This window comes from Reyranella sp., assembly GCF_044224635.1.
Lineage (GTDB): Bacteria > Pseudomonadota > Alphaproteobacteria > Reyranellales > Reyranellaceae > Reyranella.
In genome coordinates, this window is sequence record NZ_JBGAKA010000004.1 from 72,287 (window position 1) to 96,499 (window position 24,213).

Sequence of the window (24,213 nt, forward strand, 5' to 3'; positions counted from 1 at the left end):
CTGGATCGAGCGCCGCCAAAAGGTCCCTCGCTGTGCTCGGGATGACAGTATTGGTGTCATCCCGAGCACAGCGAGGGACCTTGCTCATATGTCTTTGTTGAGCTTCGGAAATGAATTCTGATCGACAGGCGCCCCCTCCCGTCAAGCTGCCCAACGAGCCCGTGATCACACCGCAGGTCGTTGCCGAGCACGGTCTGTCGCCCGACGAGTACCAGCGCGTGCTCGCCATCATGGGCCGCACACCGACCATGGTGGAGCTGGGGATCTTCTCAGCGATGTGGAGCGAGCACTGCTCCTACAAATCCTCCAAGGTATGGCTCAAGAAGCTGCCGACCAAGGCGCCCTGGGTGATCCAGGGGCCAGGCGAGAATGCCGGCGTGATCGACATCGGCGACGGCCAGGCGGCCATCTTCAAGATGGAGAGCCACAACCACCCCTCCTACATCGAGCCTTACCAGGGCGCAGCGACCGGCGTCGGCGGCATCCTGCGCGACGTCTTCACCATGGGCGCCAGGCCTGTCGCCAACCTGAACGCCTTGCGCTTCGGCGATCCTGCGCATCCCAAGACGCGGCATCTCGTGTCGGGCGTGGTTGCGGGCATCGGCGGCTACGGCAACTGCATGGGCATCCCGACGGTTGGCGGCGAGACCAACTTCCATGCTGCCTACAACGGCAACATCCTGGTCAACGCCATGACCGTGGGCATCGCGCCGACCAACCGCATCTTCTATGCTGCGGCTGCCGGCATCGGCAATCCGCTGGTCTATGTCGGCTCCAAGACCGGGCGCGACGGCATCCATGGGGCCACCATGGCCTCGACGGAGTTTTCCGAGGACAGCGAGGAGAAGCGGCCGACGGTGCAGGTCGGCGATCCATTCGTCGAGAAGCTGTTGCTCGAGGCCTGCCTCGAGCTGATGGCGACCGACGCCATCGTTGCGATCCAGGACATGGGCGCGGCAGGCCTCACCTCCTCCTCGTTCGAGATGGCGGCCAAGGGCGGGCTGGGCGTGATCGTCGAGCTCGACAAGGTGCCGATGCGCGAGACCGGCATGAACCCGTACGAGCTCATGCTCTCGGAGAGCCAGGAGCGCATGCTGATCGTGCTCAAGCCCGGCCAGGAGGCGCTGGCACGCAGCATCTTCGAGAAATGGGAGCTCGACTTCGCGGTGATCGGTCACCTCACGGACACCGAACGTATGGTGCTCTCCTGGCACGGCGACATCGTCGGCAACATTCCGATCCCGCCGCTGGTCACCGAAGCGCCGGTCTACGAGCGTCCGTGGACGTTGACGCCCCTGCCGCCGGCGCTGGCCGCGTCCGACGTGCCGATGCCCACGGACTGGAACGCTTCGTTGATCGCATTGATGAGCTGTCCCGATCTCGCCAGCAAGGCATGGATCTGGCACCAGTACGATCACCTGATCATGGGCAACACGGCGATCCGGCCGCAGGACGGCGATGCCGCGCTGGTCCGCGTCCCGCCCAGCGCCCATGGGGTCGGCTACAAGGGCCTCGCCATGACGTCGGACTGCACGCCGCGCTACGTGCAGGCCCATCCCGAGACCGGCGGCCGGCAGGCCGTCGCCGAGGCATGGCGCAACATCACCGCCGTCGGCGCCCGGCCGCTCGCCGTCACCGACAACATGAATTTCGGCAATCCACAGAAACCCGAGATCATGGGCCAGTTCGCCGGGGCCATCATGGGGATGGCCGAGGCCTGCCGAGCGCTCGACTTCCCCGTCGTGTCGGGCAACGTCTCGCTCTACAATGAGACCGAGGGCAAGCCGATCCTGCCCACGCCGACCATTGGCGCGGTCGGCGTCATCGACGACATCTCCTGCGCCGTCGGATCACGCATCAGGTCGGACGGTCTCGCGATCGTGCTGATCGGCGACACGACGGGCTGGTTGGGCCAGTCGCTCTATCTGCGCGAGGCGTGCGGCCGCGAGGACGGCGCGCCACCGCCCGTCGACCTGGCGGTCGAACGGCGCAACGGCGATTTCGTGCGCACCCAGATCGCCAACCGCCGGGTTGTCGCGTGTCATGATCTCAGCGACGGCGGCCTCCTGGTGGCGCTGGCCGAGATGTGCCTGGCCGGCGGCACCGGTGTCGACATCAGCCTGCCAGCCGGCAACGGCGTGCCTTCGCACGCGTTTTTGTATGGCGAGGATCAAGCCCGCTATCTCATCGCCTGCGATTCTGGTGAGGAGATGATGCAGGCCGCCCAGGCAGCCGGCGTGCCGGCGACGGTGCTGGGCTACTCCGGCGGCGCCTCGCTGATCGTCAAGGGCCTGCTCTCGCTGACCCTGAGCGAGCTGCGGTCGGCCCACGAAGCGTGGTTGCCCGCCTACATGAACGCAACCGAATAACCCAGGAAAATCCAGCCATGCCGATGGCCGCCCAAGACATCGTCCGCCTGATCCAGGAAGGCATTCCCGGCGCCCGGGTCGAGATCGAGGACCTCGCCGGGGACGGCGACCACTACGCCGCGACGGTCGTCGCCGCGGCCTTTGCCGGCAAATCCAAGGTGCAGCAGCACCAGATGGTCTACAACGCGCTGGGCGGCCGGATGGGTGGCGTCTTGCACGCCCTCAAATTGACCACCATGGCGCCCAAGCCGTAACGGCCCTATATTGATACTAGTTCTGCGCCCGTTGGGCGCTCACAGGAGACCGACATGAGCGAACCCCAGGTGTTCGAGCGTATCCGCGACGAGATTTCCAAGAACGACGTGCTGCTGTTCATGAAGGGCACGCCGGTGTTCCCGCAATGCGGCTTCTCGGCTGCCGTCGTCGACGTGCTGAGCGAGCTCGGCGTGAAGTTCCACGGCGTGAACATCCTGGTCGATGCCGAGCTGCGCCAGGGCATCAAGGAATTCAGCCAGTGGCCGACCATCCCCCAGCTCTACGTCAAGGGTGAGTTCGTCGGCGGCTGCGACATCGTGCGCGAGATGTTCGAGAACGGCGAGCTCGAGCAGCTCCTCAAGGAAAAGGGCGTGACCTTGGCCCACGCGGCCTGAGCGGACTGCCCGAACAGAAGAGAAAGGTCCCTCGCTGCGCTCGGGATGACAGCAATGTTGTCATCCCGAGCGCGGCGAGGGACCTTTGCTTTTGCCCTGGAGCGTGTGATTGGTCCAAGCGGAATCCCCACCCTGAAGCAGCGGCTGCGGGCCGAGTCTCGAAGGGTCGGCTCTAACCGAACGCGTAGGCCGCCATCGAAAGATTGCCGAGCGTGAAGCTCCGGTGCAGCGGGCGGCCACGGGCGCCCTCGCCGGCGGCTCCGTAGGCGACGTGCAGCGGCAGCAGGTGCTCGTCGGAGGGATGGTTCGCCTCGGCATAGGGCGCTTGGCTGCGATAGCCAGCCAGCGCCGCCTCGTCGCCGCGCGCCACCGCATCGGCCAGCCAGTCGTCGAAGGCCTGCGCCCACGGCTCGGGCTCGGAGGCGGCGCCACTGCGCACCAGGGCGCGCAGATTGTGGGTGGCGCTGCCCGAGCCCATCACCAGCACGCCCTCATCGCGCAGCGGCGCGAGCTTGCGCCCAAGCGCGATGTGATGGGCCGGACTCTCGTCCGGCTGAACGGACAGCTGGAAGATCGGGATATCGGCCTCGGGCCAGCCCAGCAACGCCGGCACCCAGGCGCCGTGATCCAGCCCGCGATGCGGATCGTGCGCGGCGCCGGTCAGCCTGGCCACCCGCTCGGCCAACACCGGCGCGCCGGGCGCGTCATAGCGCAATTGATAGAGCGCATCCGGGAAACCATAGAAATCATGGATGGTGCCCGGCCGGCGCGCCAGCGACACCGCCGGCACGTCTGTATTCCAGTGTGCCGATACCGCGACGATGGCTGTCGGCTTGGGCAATTCCTTGCCCAGAGACGCCAGGAAGCCCCGTGCCGGAACGTCGTTCAGGATCAGCGTCGGAGAGCCGTGCGACACGAAGATCGTTGGCATGGACATCGCTTTATTCCTCACGCGGCTCGTGGCAGCCTGTGTGCAATCCGGTTTGAAGACAAGGGTGTGCTGACATGCTGAATATCCTGCGCAGACGGGTGGTCGCGGCCGCGGCCGCCTGCCTCATGGCTTTGCCGATCGCTGCCGCGCCGGCAGGCGCCCAGACGCTGAAGCTGGTCGCTCACTCCGACCTCAAGGTGCTCGACCCCATCTGGACCACGGCCTTCATCACGCGCAACCACGGCTACATGGTCTACGACGTGCTGTTTGCCAAGGACGAGCAACTGCGCATCCAGCCGCAAATGGTCGACAAGTACGAGGTCTCGGCCGACAAGCTCACCTGGACGTTCACCCTGCGCGACGGCCTGGAATGGCACGACGGTACGCCGGTCACCGCGGAGGACTGCGTCGCCTCGCTCAAGCGATGGGGTGCGCGCGACGCGCTCGGCCAGCAGCTGATGGCCTCGACCAGCGAGATGAAGGCGGTCGCTGCCAAGACCTTCCAGATCGTGCTCAAGGAGCCGTTCGGCCTGGTGCTCGACGCGCTCGGCAAGCCGTCGTCCAACGTGCCCTTCATGATGCCCAAGCGAGTGGCGGAAACCGACCCTTTCAAGCAGATCGACGACTACACCGGTTCGGGCCCGTTCATCTTCAAGAAGGATGAATGGAAGCCCGGCGAGAAGATCGTCTACGTCAAGAATCCCAAGTACAAGCCGCGCCCCGAGCCGCCGTCGATGCTGGCCGGCGGCAAGGTGGTGAAGATCGACCGCGTAGAATGGATCGCCATCACCGATCCCCTGACTGCGGTCAACGCCTTGCAGCAGGGCGAGATCGACCTGATCGAGGTGCCGGTGCCTGACCTCTTCCCGATGCTGAAGGCCGACAAGAACATCTCGCTGTTCGGCTGGAACGCGCTCGGCAGCCAGATCATCATGCGCTTCAACCACCTGCATCCGCCGTTCAACAACGTGAAGGCGCGCCAGGCGGCTATGTACGCCATCGCCCAGGAGGATTTCCTGCGCGCCCAGGTCGGCGACCCGGAGATCTATCGCGTGTGCAATTCGCCGCTGGTCTGCGGCTCGCCCTACGAGAAGAGCTACGGCAACGTGCTGATCAAGCCCGACCTCGAGAAGGCCCGCCAGCTCCTGAAGGAAAGCGGCTACGACGGCACGCCGATCGTCATGATGCAGGCGACCGACCTGCAGTCGTCGAACCAGCTGCCGCCGGTCGGCAAGCAGGCGCTGGAGAAGGTCGGCTTCAAGGTCGACCTGCAGGCGATGGACTGGCAGACCGTGGTGTCGCGTCGCGCCAAGAAGGACGCACCCGACAAGGGCGGCTGGAACATCTTCTACACCACCACCGTCACAGTCGACGCCGACAACCCGGCCGGCAATTCCTTCACCAGCGGCGGCTGCGACAAGGCGTGGTTCGGCTGGCCGTGCGATCCGGAGATGGAGAAGCTGCGTTCCAGCTACGCCCGCGAAGGCGATCCGGAGAAGCGCAAGCAGATCGCGCTCGCCGTCTCCGACCGCGTCATGGAGCAGGCGAGCTACATCGTGCTCGGGCAGTACAAGGCGTTCGGCGCCTACCGCAAGGATCGCATCTCGGGCTGGTTGGCCGGCCCGGTGCCGGTGTGGTGGAACATCACCAAGAAGTAGAGAAACCATCCGGCAGGCACGCCGGAAGCGCGGCACTCCGTGCCGTTTTCATGGACGCCACCCGGTGGTCCGCATCCGGCGATGCGTGCTGCAACCCTACGCCGCCTCGGCGAGCGGCTGCTCCTGCCAGCGCACCGCCGCTTCGGCCACCCGCCTGCGATGCGCCGCCGCGGCACGGACGCCGCTGGCGGCGCAAGCGGCCGTCCCGTTGCTCCAGCCAAGTCAATTACTCAAAGTGACTGGAACTATTCGAGACCTGTACTATATAACTTCAAGCAGGTACCGAATCGTAACTTGAGAGGTAATTCGATGATCGCCGCCGGAGCCCACGGCAAGGAAAGCGCATCCTGCCCCATGGACTTCATCCTGCGCATGCTGATGGGGCCGTGGACGACATACATTCTGTACAACCTCAAGACCCACGGCCCTCAGCGCTTTGGCCAGCTCAAACGCCGCGTGTCGGGCATCTCGGCCAAGATGCTGACCGAACGCCTTCGCACGCTCGAGGGCGCGGGCTTGGTGCGGCGCCACTACGAGGCAACCATCCCGCCCAAGGTCACCTATTCACTGACGCATCGCGGCCACGAGCTCGACGAGGTGATGGGCAAGCTTGCCGAGATCGGTACGCGCTGGGGTGAAGAGGACGCTGCCCTGCGCGCCGCCCGGGCGACGGAGCTGAAGGCGGCAGAGTGATCGCGCCAAGATCATTTGCTGGGACCGCGCCATTCCAGTGGCGCTCAGGGGCTTTGAACCAACAATGGGCTTTGAACCAGCAATATGAGCGCCACTGGAATGGTGCGGTCCCAGCGATGAGTCCTCACTTCCCCGGTACGTTGAAGTGGCCGTTGACGAAGCTCAAATCGATGAACGACTTCGGATCGGCGTCGCGCGCGACCTGGCCGGTAGATTGCCAGAAAGCGACCTGCTTGTAGATATCGCCGACGTCGAGCCGGCCTTCCGGGTCGATATAGGGCAGGCCGGCGGCGACCAGGGCCGGCGGCTGCTTCAGCACGGTCGACAGGATGCCGATCATCTCCTCGTAGTTGGGACCGGGCACCAGCTTGCCGTTCTCGCGCTTGCCGAACGCGTCGTGGTAGGCTGCGGCGCCGCGGCGGTAGCCGACGAGAAACTTCTCGACCAGCGGCCGGCGGTCGGCGATCGTCTTGGGGGAGGTGAATACCGCGCCGAGCTGCCATGGCACCTCGTCGCCGACATAGGCGATTGGCTTGCCGCTTCCCTCCGCCTCGACCTGCCGGAAGGTGGTGATCGGGAACACGGCGGCGTCGACTTGGCCACCCTTGAAGGCCGCCACCATGTTGGGGATCGTCTGCAGCGCCACGACGGTGAGCGACTTGGTGTCGACGCCGTGCTTGCGCGCCACGACCTCCAGCGAATAGTGGACCGAGGAGCCGACCGTGGTGACGGCGACGCGCTTGCCGGTGAGGTCCTTGACGCTGCGCACGCCGGCATCCCATGCGGCATTGGTGACCGCGATGACATTGAGCTGGTAGCCCGGACGCTCGGCGCTTTGCGCGGCAACCACGACCAGGCCGCCCTTGGCCGCAAGATTGTAGAAGCCTGCGGTGAAAGCGGTGACGCCGAGATCGGCGTCGCCCGACACGACGGCGAGCGGCACCTGAGCTGCTGCCTGGAAGTCCTTCATCGTGAGGTCGAGGCCGGCCTCCTTGAACCATCCCTTCTCCTGGGCGATGAAAATCGGCCCCGACGAGGACAGCCTGAGCAGGGCGATGGACGCCTTGGTCAGGTCCTGCGCCCGCGACCTCGATGCGGCAGACAGCGCCAGAAGCCCGCCCAGCGTTGCGCGGCGGGTCAAAGAATGGCCAAGCACCGAATCCTCCCGTTCTTCCCTGAGCCGGAGTATGGTCGGTTTGCACCATGAATCCCATCGAATGCGACGTCCTGGCCAGCGGCGGCGGCATGGCGGGCACCGTGGCCGCCGTCGCCGCCGCCCGCCAAGGTGCACGCACCGTGCTGTTCGAGCGGCATGGTTTCCTGGGCGGCGCCGCCACGGCGGGCGCGGTCGGTCAGTTCGTCGGCTGGGAGACGCGCGCCGGAAGGCGGGTCATCGCCGGCATCGGCGAAGAGATCGTCGAGCGACTGCAGAAGATCGGCGGCAGTGGAGGCCACGGCCATTTCGTCATGTCGACCGGCCATCGCATGGACCGGGTCGAGTACGACACGGAGATACTCAAGGTCGTGCTCGACGAGATTGCCCACGAAGCCGGCGTGCGCGTGCTGCTGCACAGCCAGCTCGCCCAGGTGAGTCGGCACGGCCGGACGCTCGGCTCGGCCACCCTGCTCACCAAGGGCGGCCTGCTCGACGTGCGCGCCCGCGTATTCATCGACACCTCGGGTGATCTCGACCTGATGGCGCGTGCCGGTGCCCCCTTCCTCGCGCTCGAAGCCGGCGAAAGCCTGCAGCCGGCAACGATGATGTTCCGCCTGGGTCCGATCGACTTCGCCCAGTTCGACGGCATGAGCCTCGAGACCAAGGCCGCCCTCTCGGCGCGTGGCGTCGCCGAGAAAGCCCTGCCGAGGGCGGCCCTGCATTGCAGTCGCGTGCCGGGCAGCGACCATGGCTGGTTCAACGTCACGCGGATCGCGATCGACGCCAGCGATCCGTTCGCGCTGTCCGACGGCGAGCGCGAAGGCAGGCGCCAGGCGCTGGCGGCGGCGCGCTTCATCGCCACCAACGTACCGGGCTGCGATCGGGCGCGGCTGGTCGCCTTCGCTCCGCAGCTCGGCATTCGCGAGACGCGCCGCATCGCTGGCCTCGCCACGCTCACATCGGACGACCTGCGCAACGGTGCGGAGTTCATCGACACGATGGCGCTCGGCGCCTATCCGATCGATGTGCACCATGCCGGCGGCGCCGCGATCACGTTCGAGGAGCTGGGCGCTGACCACGTCTATGCCCTGCCCTATCGCATCGCCGTGCCGCAGGGGCTCGACAATGCACTGGTGGCGGGACGCGGCCTGTCGGCCACGCACGAGGCGCATGGCGCCATCCGGGTCATGCCGACCGCCATGGCGGTGGCGCATGCCATCGGCACCGCCGCCGCCCTCACCGCCGGGTCCAATCAGCCAGCGGCCGCGATTGACCCGGCGACCCTGCGTGAGAAGCTCAGAGCCGGGGGCGCGATTCTGTGATGTCGTGCCCTCAATTTCTTCGGATCGCGAGCCCGCTTGCCAAGGCGAGAGGAAGACACTCCATATTGACTTCCAAAGCTTGCCGACACGGAGGGTCTGAGCCTACGGCCTCCTCAGCGGCTACGGCAGGGCAATTCTGTAGACTCGCGCGGCGGTGCCCGAAAACAGGGCCGTCTTCTCCGACGCCGAGGCCTTGGCAGCCAGCCGCTTGAAGGCATTCCACAGCACGCCATAGCCCGAGGTGATCTTGTCGACCGGGAAGTTGCTTTCGAACATGCAGCGTTCGGCGCCGAACAGCTCGATGCAGGTCTCGACCCACGGCTTGAAGGCATCGGCCAACATCTGCGACGAGGGCGGTGTCGGCCGCTGGTAGAAATCGAACCAGCCCATCGCCATGCCGAGTCCGCCGACCTTGACGCTGACGTTGGCTCGGCGCGCCAGCTCGGCCATCGACCTCTTCCAGGTCGCGAACACCTCGGCATGTCGGCTGGCATAGGAAGCGTAGCCGAGCGGGCCGCCGATGTGATCGAGGATGACCTGGGTGTTGGGAAACGCCGCGGCGAGGTCGCCGACCTCGGCAAGCTGCGGATGGTAGGCCCAGGCATCGAAAGTGAGATCGCGGCGCGCCAGCTCGCGAAAACCGTCGCGCCAAGTCGCGTCGGCCATCAGGCCGGGCGTCGGGTTGGTGCGGGTCGCCCGGATCCCCGGATCCTTGTCGAGGCCGGTCTGGTAGCGGATGCCGATGAAGCGCCCGTTGCCGGCGGCGATCTGAGCATCGAACACCGCTCCCGCTCTCGCTCCAAGACGCAGATCGACATGGCTCACGATCTTTGCGCAGGCGCGCAGGTTGCCGTAGATGCCGCTCGCGCTCATCGCCGCCACGCCGTTGGCGAACTCCGTTTCGCCGATGCAGCGCAGCTCTGCGGGACCCTCCTTGCGGTACATCGAATGGCAATCGACGAACACCGTCGCGACGATGTTGTGCCCGGTCCGCGTATCGGCCAGCAGGTCGTGGAACATGTAGTCATTGTCGGCACGCTGCCACAGATGATGGTGCGGATCGACGATCGGCAACGCGGGCTCCAGCGCCTCCTCAGAGACCTTGGCGACCCAGGCGGAATCGACGGCGATGACGTTGCCGAGCGCAGGTTGTGTCGGGGTGCTCATTGTTTCCTCCGGGTGAGCGAATGCCTATTTGACCGGACATCGCAGAAGGGTGTCTCGCTGCGCTCGGGATGACAACAGTGATGTCATCCCGAGAAAGGCGCTTGGCGCCGCAAACGCCGCGAGCGAGGGGCCTTTGATCACGCGTGCAGAACAGACGCGGCGCTTGCCTCTTCACCACAAAGGCTTGCTGTCCATGGTCGACACATGGGCGGCGATCACCTTCCAGCCGTCGCCGGAAAAGCGGACCCAGGTCTGGCTCTGGCGGCCGACCAGGTCCTTGCCGCGGATCTTGAATTCGAGATTCACCGTAGCGATGTCGCGACCCAGGGTGAGGATTTCCAGGCGGATGCGCCGCTCCTTGATGCCGGGGCCTGGCGGGCGAGCGACGCGATGGGCGTGAATCTCGTCGAAGCCGTAGCCGTTTTCGTGCATGGCATAGCGGATGGTGTGCGGGCTCCGCCAGAACGTGGCATCGAGTACGTCTACATTCTTGTCGATCAGCGCCTGCTCGTAGCGCTCGAAGCGCGCGCGGACCTCGTCGACGATCTCCGGGATATTGGGTGTCAGGTCCATCGTTCGCTCCTCGCGCGTTGGGCGGTCATGAAAGAGAAAGATCCCTCGCTGCGCTCGGGATGACAGCCCCTTTGTCATCCCGAGCGCAGCGAGGGATCTTTGCTTCATCAGTCTAAGGGCTTGTGACGAAATAAACGCTTCGAATGTCAAGCGTCTGTCCGGTTGGGCTTTGGAACGAAGGTGTAGTTCCAGTCTGGATGGAAGCGGTCGTAGCGGATATTGAGCTGACTGATCTGTTGATCAGAGACCTTGGCGCCCTTGGGATAGCTCGTGGCGTCAATGTCGCAGGCGATGGTCAGTCCGGAGGTTGTCGTGGTGGCGGCGATGAGCTGCACGATGACCTTGTGGGAGAGCAAAGGTTTGGCGCGCCAGTTCTGGGTAATGAAGGCGAACATGCGATGCTCGATGCGGTTCCACTTGCTGGTGCCAGGCGGGTGATGGGTGACGGTGATGGCGAGGCCGGTCTGGTTGGCGAAGTTCTGCAACTCGACTTTCCAGAGGCGGACCCGAGCGCCATTGCTGCCACCGCAATCGGCAGTGATCAGCAGGCGCGTGGCCTTGGGATAGCGCTTGCGCCCCATGCGCCGCCACCAGCGACGAATGCTCTCGACGGCGAAGGTTGCGGTGTCATGGTTGATGCCGACACTGACCCAGCCTTCATTGGCGGCAATGTCGTAGACGCCGTAGGGGACCGCTCGACCCTTTCCCGGGATGACGAAGTCGTGCACGCGCACGGGCTGGGGTCGGCCTTTGCGCCGCAGCTCTCGGCCGGCAGTCCTGAAATCGCCGACCAGCTCCTTCTTCTTGGTGTCGACGGAGATGGCCGGTTGTCGGCACCGCCGGAAACGCTGGACCCGATCGTTGATGTGCTGGAACTGTGCATCGCGGTCAGGGTGCTGCTTGCCCTCGCGGGTCTTGGCGTTGGCTTGCAGGCTGAAGCCGAGGTCCTTGAGCAGGCGGCCGACCAGATTGGCGCTGACCCGGTAGCCCTGATCGGCCAACGCGGCGGCGAGATGGCGCTGACTGCGACTCACCCACAGCAGGTCGGCCTGCGGATCGCCTCGGGTGGCCGAGGCAACCAGATCGAGCAAGGCCTTGCGCAAGCCGGGCTGCTTGAGGGTCGCCGCCTTGCGACCACCGCCGCTGCGGCGGACGCGGCCGTATGGCCATTCGGCCGCTTCCTCGTCGAGCTCCTTCAGGCCGCGCCCGATCGTGCTGCGCGCTATCCCATCTTTCTCAACTGGAGCCATTGTTGAGGGAAAAACCCTTTAGAATCAAAGGGTGGAGCTTGAAGGTCTCCACTACAGAGTGGGGTCCCAGGTTAGGCCGCGGAAGTGGGAGGGGCAGAGATCTTGGGCGGCGGCTGAGGTGGGAGCTCGAGCTTGAGCTGGTGGAGCAGGATCTTTTGATCGGCGTTTGGCTCGGTGTGCCGGGTGATGACGAGGGTGCGTCCGTCGGTGGTAGGGAAGTGAACGTCGAGCATCTTGATGTCGGTGAACTTGTCGAGGACGGCGCGCGGGGTGAGGCCGCCGGCGAGAGTGCGCAGGCGGGCGCGCAGGGTGACGTGCAGGCAGTAAGCGATGAAGGCAACGAAGATGTGTGCCTCGATGCGCTGTTCGAGCTGATGGAAGATGGGCCGCAGCTGGAGATCGTGCTTGAGGTTCTTGAAGGCGGCCTCGATCTCGGTGAGCTGGATGTAGAACTGCCAGAGCTCGGCCGGTTGGCGATCGCCGAGATTGCTGCGCAGAAGATATCGGCCTTCACGCTGTCGGACGCGCCGCAGCTTGCTGCGGTTGAGGGCGTAGCTGAATGAGGCGCCACGCGGTGCCACCTCGACATCGATCAGGCGCCAGGCGGCGGGTGCCTTGGCGCGCGCGCCGCCGAGCTTCATGAGCAAGTCCTGGCGCTTGATCTTCTTCATCGCCGACAGTTCCGTGAGGCGAGCCCACAGCCCTTTGAGCTTGCGCCGGCGCATGGCGCGCTCCTTGTGCACGCGCTGCTCACTGCGGGCGAGCACGTAGAGTTCCGGCTCGTCGGCCAGCAGCTTGACGTCGACGCCCTGGCGCACGCTCTGCCACGGCTTGTCGAGCAGGGCTTTCTCGAGCTTGCTGAGCCGGCCCTTCGGTGTGCCGACCAGGTAGTGGACCGGCGGATCGGCTTGCCGCATCTCGGCCAGGACGGCCTCGCTGGGGATGCCGCGATCCATCACCCAGATGCGCTGCGCCTTGCCGTGCTGCGCCTCGATCTTGGCCAGAAAGTCGCGCAGCGTCGTGCTGTCGGCAGTGTTGCCGGCCAGCACCTCGTAGGCCAGCGGGAAGCCTTCCGGCGTGACCACCAGCGCGATCACCACCTGCACGCAATCACCGCGCTTGTCGCGGCTGTAGCCGTAGCGCCGCTTGTCGGTCTCGTTGTGCGGCGGCGCCGACTCGAAATAGGTGCTCGTCAGGTCGTACAGCAGGACCTCGAACTGCGCCCCGAACAAGTCCTGCCAGCGTTGCCGCAGATGGCTGAACAGGCCCTGCTTATGCTCGAGCAGCTTGTCCAGACAACGATACAGCGCATTCTTCTCGACCAGCGAATAGTCGGCGCCCAGCAGATCGCCCATCGCGCTCTGGCTGAACCACTGTCGATGCAGCCGCCACTCGCTGCCAGGATCGATCAGCCGATAGCACACCAACGTCTGCACGATGTCACACCAGCTCGTGCCCTCGCGCGAGTCTTCCAGGCGATCGGCCCAGAAGCGATCCAGCTCGAGCTCCTCGTAGAGATGGCAGGCCAACCAGCACGCACCCCATTGCCGCGGCCTATGAAGCTCCATCGCATCGAGGCGGACCTGCACACCATGACCACGGGCGTGCTCGGGGACACCGCGATCGGCCGGGAACAGCGCCAGCTGCGTGTGCCGCCGAGCGTCTTCGTCGAACGCATCGACCACCCGACACCAGGCTTCACGCTGACAGTCGTTGATCTCGCCGAGGTACAGCACCGGCCGCTGCACCACCTTGCCGCCGGCGCAGCGCTTGTTCTCGACGATGCTCCAATAGCGATGCTCTTTGCCATCTTTGAAGCGTCGGTTGGCGCGTAAGAACATGATGGGTAGGGATACTACCCCACACAATTAGTACACGAAAGAGACTAGGTCTCCACTACACATGATTGCCAACGCGCGGTCATTGAAATCGCTCACTTTTTTGCTTCTCATCACCCTCGAAATCGATGATTCCGAGGTCCAGTTGAGAAAGATGGGCTATGCCTGTGAGATGCGACACCATCGCGATGCCGCCGCGGCCCGCAGCGCGAGCCTCGCTGGCGGCGAACAAACGAAGCCCTCGCTCATCCAAGTGAGGCGCGACTGCCTCATAGCGCATACGAATGGCGTCCCAGTCGACCACTTCATCAATATATAGCGTTTCTCACCTGATCATGCTCGAAATCCGGATTCTATTACTGCTTTATACAACCCGAATCGATTCGATTATTTCGTCACAGGCCCTAAATGGAAGAAGCGGGCGGCTCACCCCGCCATCGCCTGCGCTACCGCAACCAAGGTGGCGTCGCTGCCGCGCGGGCCGATGATCGAGAGGCCGATCGGCAGGCCGTCGACGGTGGCGCCGGGCAGGCTGACCTGGGGATGCCCGGCGAGCCCGCCCTGGGCACAGAGGCAGGTGATGCGATCGCGCAGCGGGTCAAGGACCGACAGTTTCTGGCCGCGCAGCGGCGCCGGGAACGGCGTCGTCGGCAGGCAGAGGATGGTGCCGGGCGGCAGCAGGTGGGCCATGCGGCCTCTCGCCTCCTGGCGCATCAGGTTGGCCCAGCCGCGCTCGCTTTCAGGAGTTGCCGCGGCCATCACCAGGCCGCGGGCGACCGAGAAGGCCATGCGCGGATTGCGCTCGTCGAGCCAGTTCCTGAAGGTCGCGAGGGCTTCGACGGGCTGCAGGGTGCGCTGCGCGCGCGCCCATACCGACAGGCCTTGCGGCGCCATCACCTCTTCGCAGCTCGAGCCGATCAGCCTCGCGAGCTTCTTCACCATGGGCTGCAGAGCGGCGGCGACGCCGGTGTCGGCGAAGCCGAAAGTGTCCACCGCGACGACCAGCCGGCCGGGCAGCGCGGCGGGTATCGCCTCGCCGAGGATCACCGCGGACACGCGCGTGAAGGTCGCGGCATCGCGGGCGAACCAGCCCGTGGTGTCGGAGGTCGGCGCCTGGGGCAGCATGCCGGTGACGTCGATGCGGCCATGGGTCGGGCGGATGCCGTACAGGCCGCAGAAGCTCGCCGGTACGCGCACCGACCCGCCGGTGTCGGTGCCGAGAGCGGTGTCGCAAATCCCGGCCGCGACGGCGGCCGCCGAGCCCGACGACGAACCGCCCGGCACCCGGTTGGGCGCGCGCGTGTTGACTGGCGTGCCGTCGAAGGCATTTTCGCCCAGGATGCCGAGCGAGACCTCATCGGTGATGGTCTTGCCGATCAGCGTGGCGCCGGCATCGAGCAGGGTCTGCACCGCCCAGGCGTGACGCGCCGGCACCGGACGGCCGGTCGGCCAATCATGATTGCCGCCGCCGGTCGGCACGCCGGCGACATCGAATAGATCCTTGGCGGCGAAGGTAAGGCCGGCAAGCGGCCCTCCGGCGCGGCCCTCGATGCGCACGCGCGAGCCAGGCACGAAAGCGCTGACAGGATCGTCCATGCGCTGTGTCCGCTATTCGGCCGGCGTGCCCGCGCGCACGCGCTTGCTCCAGCCCAGCTTCAGGCCTGTCAGCTTGTCGAACCAGACATAGACCACCGGGGTGATGAAGAGCGTCAGAAGCTGCGACACCATAAGGCCGCCGACCACCGAGATGCCCAGAGGCTGACGCAGCTCGGCGCCGGCGCCGGCGCCGACGGCGATCGGCAGGGCGCCCAGCAGCGCGCAGGCCGTGGTCATCATGATCGGCCGGAACCGCAGCCGCGCCGCCTCGATGATCGCCTGCTCGGCCGACGCCCCCTGGCCGCGCCGCTCGATAGCGAAGTCGACCATCATGATGGCGTTCTTCTTGACAATGCCGATCAGCATGACGACGCCGATCAGGGCGATGACGCTGAGATCCATGCCGAACAGCATCAGGGTGGCGAGCGCGCCGATGCCGGCCGAGGGCAGCCCGGAGAGGATGGTCAGCGGATGGATGAAGCTTTCGTAGAGGATGCCCAGGATGATGTAGATCACCAGCACCGCGGCGAACAGCAACAGCCCCTGGTTGGCAACGGCCTGCTGGAAGACCTGGGCGCTGCCCTCGAAACTGGTGGCGATGAAGGCCGGAAGGCCGACCTCGGCCGCCGCCGCCTGGATGTCGCGCACCGCCTCGCCGAGCGCCACGCCCGGTGCCAAGTTGAAGGACACGATCACCGAGGGAAGCTGGGCGATGTGGTTGACCGTGAGCGACGTCGGCTTGTCGTTGCGCTTGGCGACCGTGTCGAGCGGCACCAGCGCACCGGTCGGCGTACGCACCATGATGCGGCGCAGCACCTCGTTGGTGTCGGCATATTTGGGATCGGCCTCGAGGATCACCTGGTAGGTGTCGTCCGACGCGTAGATCGTCGACACCTGGCGCGAGCCGAAAGCCGAGTAAAGCAGCAGGCGGATCTGATCGACCGACAGGCCAAGCCGCGAAGCCGTGTCGCGATCGACGTCGATCACGGTCGAGCGGGCGCGCACCTGGAGGTCGGAGTTGACGTCCATGATGGTCGGGATGCGGCGCATGCGCTCCTCCATCCTGGGCGCATAGTCACGCAAGGCGGCGAGGTCGCTGGAGCGCATGCCGAACTGGTACTGGGCGCGCGTCTGGGTGGTGCCGATGTTGATCGACTGCACAGGCTGGAAAAAGACGTTGATGCCAGGCACGGTGGCAGTGGCGCGGCGCAGGCGGGCGATCACCTGCAGGGCGCTGTCTGTGCGCTCCGGCTTGTCGCGCAACATGATGAAGACACGGCCCGAATTGACGGTCGCCGCGGCATTGCCGCCGCCCACCGTCGAGACCACGGACAGCACGTCGGGATCGCGTTTGATGATCTCGGCCAGCGCCGACTGGCGCGCCACCATGGCATCGAACGACGCGTCGTCGGGACCGACCGTCGCGCCGGTGATCTGACCGATATCCTCCGACGGGAAGAAGCCCTTGGGGATGGTCTGGAACAGCACCGCCGTCAGAACGAAGGTGCCGAGGGTGAACAGCAGCACCAGGCGAGGCATCGCCACGGTGTGCTTGAGCGCCCAGGCATAGCCGTCGCTCACCCTGTCGAAGGTCCATTCGAAGGACCGCAGCAGGAAGTTGTGCTTCTCATGATGATCGATCGGCTTCAGGAGCCGCGAGCACAGCATCGGTGTCAGGGTGAGCGAGACGATGCCGGAGATCAGGATGGCGAAGGTGATGACCAGGCCGAACTCGTTGAACATGCGGCCGACCACGCCGCCCATGAACAGCACGGGGATGAACACCGCGACCAGCGACAGGGTCATCGAGATGATGGTGAAGCCGACCTCCTTGGAGCCCTTGAAGGCGGCGTCCAGCGGCTTCTCGCCCGCCTCGATGTGGCGCACGATGTTCTCCAGCATGACGATGGCGTCGTCGACGACGAAGCCGACCGCGAGCGTCAGCGCCAGCAGCGAGATGTTGTCAATCGAATGGCCGCAGGCATACATGCCGGCGAAGGTGCCGATGACCGAGATCGGCAGGGCGATCGCCGGGATCAGCGTGGCGCGGAAGCTGCGCAGGAAGAAGTAGATGGCGATGATGACCAGGATCGCCGCCAGGACCAGCGTGAACTCGACATCCTCGATGGCGTGGCGGATCGGCACCGAGCGGTCGGCCAGGACCTGGACCTCGACGCCGGTCGGCAGCTCGGCCTGGATGGCCGGCAGCATCGCCCTCACCCGGTCGACGACCTCGACGGTGTTGGCATCGGGCTGGCGATAGACGGCGAGCACGATGGCGCGCGTGCCGTCGAGCCAGCTCGCCACCTTGTCGTTCTCGACGCTGTCGATCGCCGTCGCCACGTCGGAGATGCGGACGGGCGCGCCGTTCTGCCAGGTCACGATCACCGGCATATAATCGGCCGCCTTGGTGATCGGCCCGGTGGCGTCGAGGATCGAGCTTTGCCGCTGGTCGGCGATGGCGCCCACCGGCTTGCTGGAATTGGCGGCGACGATGGAATTCTGCAGCTCCTGCAGGGTCAGGCCGCGCACCGCGAGCTGGTCGAGATTGGCGCGCACGCGCACAGCATATTTCTGCGACCCGAAGATCAGCACCTGGGCAACGCCCGGCAGAGTCGAGATGCGCGGCAGAATCGCCCGGTTGGAGAAGGCGTCGACGTCCGACAGCCGCACCTGCGACGATTTCAAGGCCAAGAACAGCACTGGGAAATCAGCCGGATTGACCTTGCGGAAGCTGGGCGGCGTCGGCAGCTCGGCCGGCAACCGGCGCATCGCCGAGGAGATCGCCGACTGCACGTCGAGCGCGGCGCCGTCGATCGACCGGTTGAGATCGAACTGCAGCACGATCGAGGTGTTGCCGAGCGACGACGTCGAGGTCATCGTCGTGACGCCGGCGATGGTCGAGAACTGGCGTTCGAGAATGGAAGCGACCGAGGCGGCCATCGTCTCCGGGCTGGCGCCGGGAAGCTGCGCCGTGACCTGGATGGTCGGAAAGTCGACGCGCGGAACCGCGGCGACGGGAAGCTGCTTGTAGCCGAAGACGCCGGCGATGACGATCATGGCCATCAGCAGGATGGTCATCACCGGGCGGCGGATGCACAGAGCCGAAAGCATACCGTGCCCCCTCGGCTAGCCGCGCGGCTGCGGCAGTGTCGCGGGCCGTGGCGGAGGCGCCTGCGCAGGCGCCGCCGTGGCGGGCGCCGGCGTCGCCGGCCGTACTGCCACGTTGGCGCCGTTGACCAGCCGGAGGTGGCCGTCGACGACAGCCTGCTCGCCGTCGGCAAGACCCTTGCCGATCACCGATTCGCCGTTCTGCGTGCGCTTGACCACCACCTGCCGAAGCTCGGCCACGCCGTCCTTGACCACGAACAGGTAGGGCCCCTGCGGCCCGAGCTGGATGGCCGGTGCTGGCACGGCGATGGCGTCGGGCTCGACCCCGAGAACGACCTCGACCTTGACGAACTGGCCGGGCCACAGGCCCTCGTTGGCATTGTCGATGCGCGCCTTGGCGGTCACCGTACCGGTGTTGGGATCGACCGCATTCTCGACGAAGGCGATGATGCCGGACTGCCTGCGATTGTCGTCGACGATGGCGATGACCTTGACGTCGCCCTTCGCCATCGCCGCGCGAATGTCCGGCAGGTATACCTGCGGCATGGCGAAGGCGACATAGATCGGATTGATCTGATTGATGGTGGCGAGGGCGGCGGTCGCGGTGTTGTCGCCGATGCGCACGACGGTTCCAGCCTTGCTCGAGATCGAGCCGATGCGGCCCGACACCGGGGCACGAATCTCGGTATAGGTGAGCGAGGTCTGCACGCTCGCCCTCGCCGCCTCGTCAGCCTCGAGCTGCGCCTCGGCGGCCTTCAGGGCAGTGAAGGCGGTGTCACGGCTGACCACGGTGCCGGCATTCTTGGCCAGCAGATCCTCGTAACGCTGCAGGTCGCGCTTGGCCTGCATCACCTGCGCCTGGTCTTTGCGGATCTGCGCCTCGATCTGGCCGAGCTGCGCTTTCAGCGTGCGTGAATCGAGTTCGAACAGCAGGTCGCCTTCCTTGACCAGCGCGCCCTCCTCGACATTGACCTTCATGATCTGGCTGTCGAGGCGCGCCTTGATCGCGATCGAGGCAATCGCCTGCACCGTGCCGACCGCTTCGATGACGATCGGCATCGCCTTCTTGTCGACTTTGGTGACGACGACCGGAACCGGGCCGCCGGGATTTGCGCGACCGCGCCGGCCCTGCGGCTGAGCCGCCGCGGCCGGACTGGCGCCCCCCTTCTCGGCCGAGCTCGCGGCAGCCCCGAGCCCGAGCCGCTGCGCGACCTCGTCGCGGTAATAGTAGCCCGCTCCGCAAACTGCTACGGCAAGCGCCCCCATGAAAGCGAGACGGACCATCCGCATCCCAGACTCTCCAGAACCCCAACCCCTGAGGTCAATATAGGCCGTCAACGCCTGCCCGGACAGTCGTAAGCAGCCCCAATCCCCAACTCCAAAGCAAAAAACCCGCCACAATGGGCGGGTTTTCGTCACATTCGCTACTAGGACCTCGCCTCAGCGGCTGTAGTACTCGACCACCAGCGAGGGCTCCATCTGCACCGGATAAGGCACATCGGAGAGCTTGGGGCCGCGCACGTAAGTGCCCTTCATGTCCTTGTGGTCGACCGTCACGTACTCGGGCACGTCGCGCTCGGCCGTCTGGGTGGCTTCCAGCACCAGCGCCATCTCCTTGGCCTTGGCCGTCAGCTCGATCACGTCATTGTCCTTCACGAGATAGGACGCGATGTTGACGCGACGGCCGTTCACTTTCACGTGACCATGGCTCACCAGCTGGCGGCTGGCGAACACGGTGATGGCGAACTTCATGCGGTAGATGACGGCGTCCAGCCGGCGCTCCAGCAGCTCGACCAGATTTTCGCCGGTATCGCCCTTGCGGCGCACCGCCTCGAGATAGTAGCGGCGCAGCTGGCGCTCCGAGACCGAGCCGTAATAGCCCTTGAGCCTCTGCTTGGCCATCAGCTGCAGCCGATAGTCGGTCGGCTTCTGGCGGCCCTGGCCGTGCTGGCCGGGTCCGTACTCGCGCTTGTTGATCGGGCTCTTCGGCCGGCCCCACAGGTTGACCCTGAGACGGCGGTCGATCTTGTACTTCGAATTCTCGCGCTTGCTCACGCGACAGCTCCTTCGTTGTGCATCGCCTTTGGCGACGCCGTTGTCCGGATAGGCCTGGGTCCGATGGCGCGCTGCCTGCAGCGCAGGATCGGGGCGGGACGCGGCGCCCGACAGGGCATCACGACCACGTTCTCCGGAAGAGGCCGGAAGATACTTTCGAAAGCGGGTCTGTCAAGCAGCGATTCCTGCTGTTCGATCAGAGACTTAGACCTCGACCAGCACGACCTCGTGACTGACGGAGGCCGATTTCCGGATCATGGCGGTGGCCGAGCAGTACTTGTCCTCCGACAGGCTCACCGCACGCTCGATCAGCGCCCGGCTGAGCTTGCGGCCGCGCACGGTGTACACGACCTTGACCGAGGTGAAGACCTTGGGCGGCTGGTCGGCCCGCTCGGCGACCAGCGAGACTTCGACCCCTTCGATGTCCTGGCGCTGCTTCTTCAGCATCGACACGACATCGATGGCGGTGCAGCCGCCCATCCCCATCAGGACGACCTCCATCGGCCGCGAGGCAAGATTGCGTCCGCCATCGCCGGGCGCGCCATCCATCGTGAGGGTATGGCCGCTGCCGCCTTCGGCGACGAACAGGGCACCGTCGACCCAGGAGATCTTGGCGGTGGTGGACATGCTCACTCCTCGCTGTGCTTGCCTTTGCCGAGATACTTTATGATGCCGTGGAAGGTCCGCACCTCCTGCTCGGTCATGGCCGCCCGTTGCAGGAAGGCGCGCAGGTTCTGCACCATCGCCGGCTTGGCCGCCTTGTTGCGCAGGAAGCCCGACTGGTCGAGGGCGCGCTCGAGGTGGTCGAACAGGTTCTGCATCTCTTCCTTGGTTGCCGGACGGACCGCGTAATCCGACAGGCGCTCGGCCTGCGTCGAGTCGGCCGCCATTGCCCATTCGTAGGCGACCAGCAGGACGGCCTGCGCGATGTTGAGCGAGGAGAATTGCGGATTGAGCGGGATCGAGAGTGCGGTATCGGCCAGCACCATATCATCGTTGGTGAGGCCGGTGCGCTCCGGCCCGAACAGGATGCCGACCGTCTCGCCGCGATCGATCCAGCCGTGCATCTCCTCGCCGGCACGGCGCGCCGTAATGATGCGCTGGCTGAGCTCGCGATTGCGCGCACTGGTTCCGACGACGTGCTCCAGGTCGGCGACCGCCTCGGCCACGCTGTCGAACACCACCGTTTCCTCCAGAACGATGTCGGCACCCGATGCGGCGCGCTGCGCCTTCTCGTTGGGCCAGCCGTCACGCGGCGCGACCAGGCGCAGGCGCGACAGGCCGCAATTCAGCATGGCGCGCGCCGCCATGCCGATATTCTCACCGAGCTGAGGGCGCACCAGGATGACGAACGGCGTGTCCGAGACGGTGGCGCGGCCTTTCGAGGGTCGTCCCATGCCGCGGCCCTTGTAGCCGAAGCTCACGCAGATTGTCCCTTACGAAGACGCCGAGGCGGACGCTCCTGGGCTGAAGCTTCCATGACGACGGGCGCCTTGAGACGGGCCTCCGCGAGCTCTGCGGTCGGCGCATCTGCGGGCAGGGCGTTCGCATACGGAAAAAATCCCGTCATCCCGACCGGAGCCGCGCGCAGCGCGGCGTAGCGCGTGACGTCCTCTTGAATCGACAATCTCTATATAGGACGGCTCTCGAGAAGCCTTAGGCGGTCCGAACAGGTCGCAGCACTGCCACTCATGCGCTGCTGGCGGCTGTCGCGCCCGGTCCGGGCGTGGCCCCGGCCGGACAGGTGCCGAGGATGATCATGCCGAGCACCTCGTCCTTGGTCACCGCGCGGGTCGGCGCCGTGCCGACCAGCCGGCCGTTCTTCACCACCGCCACGCGATCGGCGAGATCGAACACGTCGTGGATGTCGTGGCTGATCAGGAAGATGCCGATGCCTTCCTTCTTGAGCTGGAGGATGAGATCGGCGACCTGCCGGGTTTCCTGCGGGCCGAGCGCCGCCGTCGGCTCGTCCATGATCAGCACGCGGGCATTGAAGTGGATCGCGCGGGCGATGGCGACCGCCTGGCGCTGCCCCCCCGAGAGCGCCCGCACCGGCTCCTTGAACTTGGCGAAGTGCGGATTGAGGCGCGCCATCACGATGCGGGTCTCGGCCTCCATGGCGACGTCGTCGAGCGTACCCCAGGCCGTGCGCAGCTCGCGGCCGAGGAAGAGGTTGGCTGCGGCATCGAGGTTCTCGGCCAGCGCCAGAGTTTGATAGATCGTCTCGATGCCGTGACTCCGCGCGTCGCGCGGACTGTTGATCGTCACCGGTCGGCCATCGATGCGGATCTCGCCCGAATCCGGTCGATAGGCGCCCGACAGCATCTTGATCAGGGTCGACTTGCCGGCGCCGTTGTGGCCAAGCAGGCCCACGACCTCGCCGCCCTTCAGGTCGAGCGACACATCGTCGACCGCCTGCACGCCGCCGAAGCTGATGCGCATGCCGCGCAGCTCGACCAGCGGAGGCCCAGGATAGCGCCTTGCGTCGCTCACGCCACACTCCCCTTGAGGGCGCGGGCGCGATAGAGCCGGTCGAGCCACACCGCCACGACCAGCACCACGCCGACGACGATATTCTGCAAGGGCGTGTCGAGCCCCATCAGCACCATCCCCGACTGCAGGCTCTGCATGATCAGCGCGCCCAGCACTGCGCCGGCGACGGTGCCGAGCCCGCCGCCCAGGGACGTGCCGCCGATCACCGTGGCGGCGATGACATAGAGCTCGTCGAGCGTGCCCTGCGCGTTGGTGGCGGCATTGAGGCGCGCCGTCGAGATGGCGGCTGCAACGGCGCACAGCGTTCCCATCAGCACGAAGACCAGGACGGTGACCCGCCGGGTGTCGACGCCCGAAAGCTCGGCCGCCTCGGGGTTGCCACCGAGCGCGAACACGTAGCGGCCAAAGCGCGTGCGCTGGGCGAGGAAAGTGACGACGATGGCGACCGCCACGGCGATCAGCACCGGCACGGCCAGCCCGTGCGCGATCGACAGGCCCTCCGGCGGCACGGCGACGCTGCGCGCCGCGGCCAGCCGCTCGGCGACGCGGGGTGGCAGGTTGTAGCTGTTGGCGACCAGCACGACGGCCAGCACCGCCAGGCAGGCGAGGCCGGCGACGGTCACTTCCGCCCACACCGGCCGCAGCGCGAACCCGACCTTCCGGCGCCGCCGGCGGGCGTGCAGCGTGCGCCAGACGATGGCGACGAAGGCGAGCAGCGCGACCGCCCACGTCCAGGTCGATCCGATCGCTCCCTCGATACCGCCGCCCATGCGGCGGAAGGCATCGTCCATGGGCGCCACCGTGCGGCCGGACGTGATCCACCAGGCGGCGCCGCGCCATACCAGCAGGCCGCCCAAGGTCACGATGAAGGCCGGTACCCCCAGATAGGCGACGATCAGGCCCTGCAGCAGCCCGATCGCTGCGCCGGCGACCAGCCCGACGGCAAGGGCAGCGATCCAGATGAGCGAGCTTTCGTAGCCGAGATAGCGCGGCAGGACCTCGGCCTGCGTCACACCCATGATCATGCCGACGACACCGAGGATCGAGCCGACCGACAGATCGATGTGGCGCGCCACGATCACCAGCACCATGCCGGACGCCATGACGGCGACCGAGGCGGTCTGCACCGAGAGGTTCCACAGGTTGCGCGGCGTCAGGAAGGCGCCGCCGGACATCAGGTCGACGCCGATCCAGATCAACGCCAGAGCGCCCACCATGCCGACCAGGCGAGCATCGATCTCGGTAGCTCGGAACAGGCTCGCGAGGTCTCTGCGCACGGGCGCCGCAGCCCCTTGCGACACACCGGAGAGCGGCGAGGTCACCGGACTCGCTTCATTGCCGGGACCGCGCC

At 66.1% G+C, this 24,213-nt stretch carries 20 protein-coding genes and 1 pseudogene; 6 read left to right on the forward strand and 15 right to left on the reverse strand.

Features of this window, described 5'->3' with window-relative positions; translation table 11 throughout:
• Positions 1 to 110 precede the first annotated feature (110 nt).
• From purL to grxD, 3 genes are read left to right on the forward strand one after another with little or no spacing between them, the layout of a single operon-like run.
• A complete protein-coding gene (purL, locus tag ACILR9_RS05360; RefSeq protein ID WP_395708868.1) occupies positions 111 to 2,369 on the forward strand; it encodes a phosphoribosylformylglycinamidine synthase subunit PurL in 2,259 nt (752 codons plus the stop codon).
• Positions 2,370 to 2,386: 17 nt separating this feature from the next.
• On the forward strand, positions 2,387 to 2,623 hold the full coding sequence (locus ACILR9_RS05365; RefSeq protein WP_395708869.1) for a BolA/IbaG family iron-sulfur metabolism protein: 237 nt from the start codon (positions 2,387 to 2,389) through the stop codon (positions 2,621 to 2,623).
• Between the two features lie 54 nt (positions 2,624 to 2,677).
• Positions 2,678 to 3,019, forward strand: coding sequence for a Grx4 family monothiol glutaredoxin (gene grxD / locus ACILR9_RS05370; RefSeq protein ID WP_395708870.1), 342 nt, complete (start codon positions 2,678 to 2,680; stop codon positions 3,017 to 3,019).
• A gap of 172 nt (positions 3,020 to 3,191) precedes the next feature.
• On the opposite strand, the gene ACILR9_RS05375 is transcribed toward grxD, so the two are convergent.
• Positions 3,192 to 3,956, reverse strand: coding sequence for a DODA-type extradiol aromatic ring-opening family dioxygenase (locus ACILR9_RS05375; RefSeq protein WP_395708871.1), 765 nt, complete (start codon positions 3,954 to 3,956; stop codon positions 3,192 to 3,194).
• Between the two features lie 68 nt (positions 3,957 to 4,024).
• Between ACILR9_RS05375 and ACILR9_RS05380 the strand changes: the two genes are divergently transcribed.
• Both ACILR9_RS05380 and ACILR9_RS05385 read left to right on the forward strand, forming a co-directional pair.
• Positions 4,025 to 5,608, forward strand: a complete 1,584-nt coding sequence (locus tag ACILR9_RS05380; RefSeq protein ID WP_395708872.1) for an ABC transporter substrate-binding protein — start codon at positions 4,025 to 4,027, stop codon at positions 5,606 to 5,608.
• A gap of 309 nt (positions 5,609 to 5,917) precedes the next feature.
• The gene (locus ACILR9_RS05385) at positions 5,918 to 6,301 is read left to right on the forward strand and encodes a winged helix-turn-helix transcriptional regulator (RefSeq protein ID WP_395708873.1); all 384 of its coding nucleotides are present in this window, start codon (positions 5,918 to 5,920) and stop codon (positions 6,299 to 6,301) included.
• Between the two features lie 124 nt (positions 6,302 to 6,425).
• Here the strand turns inward: ACILR9_RS05385 and ACILR9_RS05390 are convergent, their stop codons facing one another.
• A complete protein-coding gene (locus ACILR9_RS05390; protein WP_395708874.1) occupies positions 6,426 to 7,457 on the reverse strand; it encodes an ABC transporter substrate-binding protein in 1,032 nt (343 codons plus the stop codon).
• A 47-nt stretch (positions 7,458 to 7,504) separates the two neighbouring features.
• Between ACILR9_RS05390 and ACILR9_RS05395 the strand changes: the two genes are divergently transcribed.
• Positions 7,505 to 8,779 (forward strand): FAD-dependent oxidoreductase, encoded by a 1,275-nt coding sequence (locus tag ACILR9_RS05395; RefSeq protein ID WP_395708875.1) that lies wholly within the window; start codon positions 7,505 to 7,507, stop codon positions 8,777 to 8,779.
• 120 nt (positions 8,780 to 8,899) lie between these two features.
• Here the strand turns inward: ACILR9_RS05395 and ACILR9_RS05400 are convergent, their stop codons facing one another.
• From ACILR9_RS05400 to ACILR9_RS05460, 13 genes and pseudogenes are all read right to left on the reverse strand, one after another.
• Positions 8,900 to 9,946 carry an amidohydrolase family protein gene (locus ACILR9_RS05400; protein WP_395708876.1) on the reverse strand — a complete coding sequence of 349 codons (1,047 nt, stop codon included), beginning with the start codon at positions 9,944 to 9,946 and terminating at the stop codon, positions 8,900 to 8,902.
• 171 nt (positions 9,947 to 10,117) lie between these two features.
• Positions 10,118 to 10,519, reverse strand: a complete 402-nt coding sequence (hpxZ, locus tag ACILR9_RS05405) for an oxalurate catabolism protein HpxZ (protein ID WP_395708877.1) — start codon at positions 10,517 to 10,519, stop codon at positions 10,118 to 10,120.
• Between the two features lie 146 nt (positions 10,520 to 10,665).
• Positions 10,666 to 11,769, reverse strand: a pseudogene (locus ACILR9_RS05410) (ISAzo13 family transposase); the annotation flags it as partial.
• A gap of 71 nt (positions 11,770 to 11,840) precedes the next feature.
• Positions 11,841 to 13,610 carry an IS1634 family transposase gene (locus ACILR9_RS05415; protein ID WP_395708878.1) on the reverse strand — a complete coding sequence of 590 codons (1,770 nt, stop codon included), beginning with the start codon at positions 13,608 to 13,610 and terminating at the stop codon, positions 11,841 to 11,843.
• A 79-nt stretch (positions 13,611 to 13,689) separates the two neighbouring features.
• Entirely contained in the window at positions 13,690 to 13,911 is a 222-nt protein-coding gene (locus tag ACILR9_RS05420) for a hypothetical protein (RefSeq protein ID WP_395708879.1), read from the reverse strand.
• A 122-nt stretch (positions 13,912 to 14,033) separates the two neighbouring features.
• Positions 14,034 to 15,203, reverse strand: coding sequence for an amidase (locus ACILR9_RS05425; RefSeq protein WP_395708880.1), 1,170 nt, complete (start codon positions 15,201 to 15,203; stop codon positions 14,034 to 14,036).
• A 12-nt stretch (positions 15,204 to 15,215) separates the two neighbouring features.
• Positions 15,216 to 18,317 (reverse strand): efflux RND transporter permease subunit, encoded by a 3,102-nt coding sequence (locus tag ACILR9_RS05430; RefSeq protein ID WP_395708881.1) that lies wholly within the window; start codon positions 18,315 to 18,317, stop codon positions 15,216 to 15,218.
• 15 nt (positions 18,318 to 18,332) lie between these two features.
• The gene (locus ACILR9_RS05435) at positions 18,333 to 19,604 is read right to left on the reverse strand and encodes an efflux RND transporter periplasmic adaptor subunit (protein WP_395708882.1); all 1,272 of its coding nucleotides are present in this window, start codon (positions 19,602 to 19,604) and stop codon (positions 18,333 to 18,335) included.
• A 150-nt stretch (positions 19,605 to 19,754) separates the two neighbouring features.
• Entirely contained in the window at positions 19,755 to 20,369 is a 615-nt protein-coding gene (rpsD, locus tag ACILR9_RS05440; RefSeq protein WP_395708883.1) for a 30S ribosomal protein S4, read from the reverse strand.
• Between the two features lie 204 nt (positions 20,370 to 20,573).
• Complete coding sequence (locus ACILR9_RS05445) at positions 20,574 to 20,996, reverse strand: OsmC family protein (RefSeq protein ID WP_395708884.1); 423 nt, start codon at positions 20,994 to 20,996, stop codon at positions 20,574 to 20,576.
• A 2-nt stretch (positions 20,997 to 20,998) separates the two neighbouring features.
• On the reverse strand, positions 20,999 to 21,793 hold the full coding sequence (locus ACILR9_RS05450) for an RNA methyltransferase (protein ID WP_395708885.1): 795 nt from the start codon (positions 21,791 to 21,793) through the stop codon (positions 20,999 to 21,001).
• A 265-nt stretch (positions 21,794 to 22,058) separates the two neighbouring features.
• Positions 22,059 to 22,811 (reverse strand): ATP-binding cassette domain-containing protein, encoded by a 753-nt coding sequence (locus tag ACILR9_RS05455; protein ID WP_395709046.1) that lies wholly within the window; start codon positions 22,809 to 22,811, stop codon positions 22,059 to 22,061.
• Between the two features lie 47 nt (positions 22,812 to 22,858).
• The gene (locus tag ACILR9_RS05460; RefSeq protein WP_395708886.1) at positions 22,859 to 24,139 is read right to left on the reverse strand and encodes a sugar ABC transporter permease; all 1,281 of its coding nucleotides are present in this window, start codon (positions 24,137 to 24,139) and stop codon (positions 22,859 to 22,861) included.
• Between the last annotated feature and the right edge of the window lie 74 nt (positions 24,140 to 24,213).